The organism is Bacillus sp. AFS001701, assembly GCF_002559405.1.
GTDB lineage: Bacteria > Bacillota > Bacilli > Bacillales > Bacillaceae_G > Gottfriedia.
This window is the reverse complement of sequence record NZ_NTZO01000321.1, coordinates 1-4652: the sequence shown is the minus strand read 5'-3', so window position 1 is coordinate 4652 and position 4652 is coordinate 1. Positions and strand designations below refer to the sequence as shown.

Below are 4652 nucleotides of genomic sequence, written 5' to 3'. Positions count from 1 at the left end.
AACTAAAAAATCTACTAGCCGATGAATTTTTTGAATTCGGGAGTTCAGGTAGAGTTTTATATAAAAATGATCAATTAGAAAATGGCATAGGAATCGTAAAAATGACATTAAGTGATTTTGAAATTCATCCATTATCAGATGAAATTATACTAGTGACCTATCGAATATTTAATGAATTAAAAAAACAACATTCCTTACGTAGTTCCATTTGGAAGATTAAAGATGGTCAATGGAAAATGTATTTTCACCAAGGCACACCAACAGAGTTTTAGGTAATTGTATATGAATAACAAACAAAAGAACATATTCAAATAAATAGTAAGATAATGTAAGAATGAGTAGGTAAGGAGAACAAAATGTATTTAACAATTAAAGAAACAGCGGAATACTTAGATCTTGATGAATCCTATATTAAACAATTGATTCAAGAACAAAAAATTAGAGTAGTCCACGACGGTGAACAATATTTAATCTACAAAGAGCAATTTAACAACCACTTAGAACAATTGGAAAAAGCAAAAAAAATGATTGCTGATTACTATAATGAACCAATTCCTGAAGATATAGATGTAAAGGACGAAGACTAAAATAAAATCAGATTGTAAGAGGTTGCTATAACGGAGGGATAAAATGGATTTGCAAGTACTCATATCAATTTCTATTTACTTTATTTTTATGTTAGCTATAGGTTTTTACGCTTATAAAAAATCTACTGATAGTTTATCCGAGTATATGCTTGGTGATCGTGGTCTTGGACCTGCAGTTACTGCTCTTTCAGCTGGTGCAGCCGATATGAGCGGATGGATGTTAATGGGATTACCTGGTGCAATGTACGCAACTGGTATCTCATCTGCATGGATTGCTATTGGATTAACGATTGGTGCATATTTAAACTATTTACTTTTAGCACCTCGACTACGTGTATTTACTGAAGTAGCCGATAATTCAATTACAATACCAAATTTCTTTGAAAAAAGATTCCAAGATTCAACTCGAATTTTAAGAATTACTTCAGCTGTTGTTATTATCATTTTCTTTACACTTTATTGCTCAGCTGGTTTTGTATCTGGAGGTACATTATTTGAGTCAGCTTTCGGAATCGATTATAAAGTAGGATTAATTGTTACAGCTGCGGTTGTAATTGCCTATACATTATTTGGTGGGTTCTTAGCTGTAAGTTTAACAGATTTCGTTCAAGGTCTAATTATGTTTATTGCATTAATTTTGGTACCACTTGTTGCTTTTACAGATGTAGGTGGAGTAAAGCCTGCTTTCGATGAAATTAAACATATAGACCCAAAGTTATTAAATATCTTTACTGGAACTTCATTTATTGGAATTGTTTCTTTACTTGCTTGGGGATTAGGTTATTTTGGACAACCCCATATTATTGTTCGATTTATGGCGATTTCAACTGTAAAGGAATTAAAGCCAGCGCGTCGTATCGGAATGGGATGGATGATTTTTACGATTGTTGGTGCAACATTAACAGGACTAGTTGGAATTGCATACATTTCAGTTAACAACTTAACATTAGATGATCCAGAAACAATTTTTATCTTTTTCTCAAAAACATTATTTCATCCACTAATTACGGGATTCTTGTTATCTGCTATACTTGCAGCGATTATGAGTACTATTTCATCTCAACTTTTAGTAACTGCAAGTGCTTTAACAGAAGATCTTTATCGTATCTTTGGTAAAAAGAATGCATCTGATAAAGAGCTTGTTCGTATTGGTAGAATAGCTGTATTAATCGTTGCGATCGTATCATTACTTTTATCGTTAACACCGAATGATACGATTTTAAATCTTGTTGGTAATGCCTGGGCAGGCTTCGGTGCTGCATTTGGTCCAGCTATCTTATTAAGTTTATTCTGGAAAAGAATGACTAGCTGGGGTGCACTTGCAGGCATGGTAGTAGGGGCAGCAACTGTTATCATTTGGATCAGCTTGGATGCGATTAAAGAAGCGATTAACTTATATGAAATGGTTCCAGGTTTCTTTTTCAGCTTACTAGCAGTTATTGTAGTTAGTCTATTAACTTCAAATTCAAACCCAAAAGTAGAAAAGCAATTTGAGGAAATGGAAAAACGACTAGCATAAAAACAAAAAACACTTTCTAAATGTTTAATCAGTAGAAATAGGGGCGTGCTATGCACACTCCTATTTTTTTATTTTTGATTCTTTTTGGAAATAATTCACAATTGAATAAAACGTACACTTTGTATACAATTTCTATATAAGTCAGAAAATTAAAATTAAAATGTACTTTAAGGGGTGTCGTTTATATGAAAAATGAAGTAATGATTATAGTTCCCATCCTTATATGTATATCAGTTGCATTAAGCATGAATAGCGCTTATCACGAAATGGTTTTTACCGGAGTAGGAGAAGGTTTTACTGATTTTGTGAAATATATTGTTCATGGACTTTTCTAATAATTTTAAAAAGACATACTCGTAAAAAATCCCTGTATCCTTTTTTGGGAAACAGGGTTATTTTTTAATTTAGTATTCCTTAATTTAATAGTCTCAACTAGTTGATATGATAATCACTACCACTAGTACCTTTAGCGTTTATTCAAATTCTCCTGCGCCATTCTAACTAATTCTTTCACCATATTCCCACCGATCCGGCCACCAACTTTACCGTTTTCATGAGACGTTAAATTGCCATTATATCCTTTTGTTAAAGGAACCCCAACTTCCTCAGCAGCTTCGAACTTTGCATTTTCAGGATTAGTTGTATGCATGACTTTAGCTTTTAAAGCGTCTAGCGCTTTTCTAGATTCAGGAACTAAGATTTTATTTTTTCTACTCATCAAACCCACTCCTTTTAGTCGTAGATTTCCCGTTTATCGATTTTTTTAATTATGGAAATAATTGCTATAAAATAGGGAATGTTACATAATGAAGACATGCGTTGATCAATCGATATAAAAGGAGAATGATGATGAAATCTTTTAATGTAACTTTTCACAAAGAAGATAATGTAGATAATATGTTAATCCAAAAATTGAATGACGAGGAATACCATAAGTCTACTGAAGGTGGAACTAGACATTTATTCGAAATCGATACGAATATAGGCTTTTTTGTGTTTTTAGATTCAGAGGATAATGAAGGAAATGTATCTCATTTAGTTCTTCAATATAATGAAGAAGATGAAGAACCAGTTGCTTGCTATTCATTTGCAATGAAAGATTTTTATGAATTCATGGCTTTATATTTAAATGATTTAGAATTTGTTGATGAAACTTCTGAAGAAGAGGAAGTTGAACTGGATGCTTCTAGTTCAATTCATCATTTAGTTCATCTATTATTCCATGTAATTGAAGAAGGCGAAGATTTAGAAGTATAAATTTCCAAATAAATGTATATTCTTCCAAAAATACCGAGTTTATATCTTTAAAATCGGATATTTATGCAAAATATGGAAGTTTCACTAATTTATTTTGGTTATTAATATAAGACAATGATTTCAAAAAAGCTCTTGATATTTTTATCGAGAGCTTTTTTTATTTGATAGTTTCTATTTTGACTATCATAAATAACTTTCGACTCAAGTAAAATTTATACAAGGATATTTACAAAAGAGCTTGTATAAAAAATAAAAAGTAGAATAGGAGTCGATCATATTGAACATGCCACAGTCTGTATATATAAAAGAAATTGGACCTCGTATTAATTTTCAATATGGATCACGATTATCTATTGACCAAAAATTACAATGGATTAACTATCTGATAGATAGTGGAATAAATCATATTGAAGTATCCACTTTAATGAATTATCCGAATAAACAACAGTTTAGTGAAGCTACCGAATTAGTATTGAAGCTAAAAAGAGATCATCACCTAACATATGGAGTATTCGTACCAAACAAAAGAAGTCTAATGAGAGCATTTGTTGTAGATGCAGATGAAATTAACTTTTTTATCTCAACAAGTGAGTCCTATAATTTAAAAGTTAAAAATTGCTCGATTAATCAATCATTGAAAGATATTAAAGAGATGACAAAAGTAACGAAAGATTATGAAAAGCTAACACGTGCTTATATTACAACGGTATTTGGTAATCACGATGAAAAAGTAGGTTATCAAAAAGCCATCGACTTGGCATTGCAATTATTAGATGATGGTGTGGAGGCGTTATCATTTGTTGATACGGTCGGAAAAGTAACGCCTCAACAAGTTCAGTTATTTTTAGAGGATTTATTAATAAAAATACCGAAAGAGCGTTGTTCGATGCAATTTTATAATACTTTTGGGAATGGCATTTCTAACATCTATACTTCACTTTCGTATGGGATTCAGCGGTTTGAATCAGCAAATGGAGGGTTCGGAGGTTGTTTTCCATCTAATGAACAAAATAGAATGATTGAAACGGAAGATTTAATTTCATTTTTACATCGACTTGATATTCCAACTAATGTTGATGAAGTAAAACTTCTAGACGCTACAAATTATATTTCAAACCAATTAAATGAAGAGCCTACTAGTAAGTTATTTTCATGTTACCATCCAAAAAGCATCTAACATGATGCTTTTTTATATTGTTTTTAATAATTTGGACAAGAATTGAATTTTTTTTGCATATAATTTACTAATTTGAATGAAAGGAGAATTGATTATGTCTAACTTTGAAGCA

General features: G+C 31.3%; 7 protein-coding genes. 6 read left to right on the top strand and 1 reads right to left on the bottom strand.

All coding sequences use genetic code 11. The features are described from left to right. The 4 genes from CN514_RS18885 to CN514_RS25825 all read left to right on the top strand — a co-directional run. A partial coding sequence (locus tag CN514_RS18885) for a nuclear transport factor 2 family protein (RefSeq protein WP_098233929.1) occupies positions 1-272 on the top strand: 272 nt, incomplete at its 5' end. An 84-nt stretch (positions 273-356) separates the two neighbouring features. Next, a complete protein-coding gene (locus tag CN514_RS18880; protein ID WP_098233928.1) occupies positions 357-587 on the top strand; it encodes an excisionase family DNA-binding protein in 231 nt (76 codons plus the stop codon). A 43-nt stretch (positions 588-630) separates the two neighbouring features. Further along, complete coding sequence (gene putP / locus CN514_RS18875; RefSeq protein ID WP_098233927.1) at positions 631-2106, top strand: sodium/proline symporter PutP; 1476 nt, start codon at positions 631-633, stop codon at positions 2104-2106. 185 nt (positions 2107-2291) lie between these two features. Next, positions 2292-2441, top strand: coding sequence for a hypothetical protein (locus CN514_RS25825; RefSeq protein WP_176525970.1), 150 nt, complete (start codon positions 2292-2294; stop codon positions 2439-2441). A 131-nt stretch (positions 2442-2572) separates the two neighbouring features. Here CN514_RS25825 and CN514_RS18870 read toward each other — a convergent pair whose 3' ends face one another. Then, on the bottom strand, positions 2573-2824 hold the full coding sequence (locus CN514_RS18870; protein ID WP_098233926.1) for an alpha/beta-type small acid-soluble spore protein: 252 nt from the start codon (positions 2822-2824) through the stop codon (positions 2573-2575). Positions 2825-2955: 131 nt separating this feature from the next. Between CN514_RS18870 and CN514_RS18865 the strand changes: the two genes are divergently transcribed. Both CN514_RS18865 and CN514_RS18860 read left to right on the top strand, forming a co-directional pair. Further along, positions 2956-3363, top strand: a complete 408-nt coding sequence (locus CN514_RS18865) for a cytosolic protein (protein WP_069033110.1) — start codon at positions 2956-2958, stop codon at positions 3361-3363. 283 nt (positions 3364-3646) lie between these two features. Further along, the gene (locus CN514_RS18860) at positions 3647-4540 is read left to right on the top strand and encodes a beta/alpha barrel domain-containing protein (RefSeq protein ID WP_286141755.1); all 894 of its coding nucleotides are present in this window, start codon (positions 3647-3649) and stop codon (positions 4538-4540) included. Positions 4541-4652: the final 112 nt, after the last annotated feature.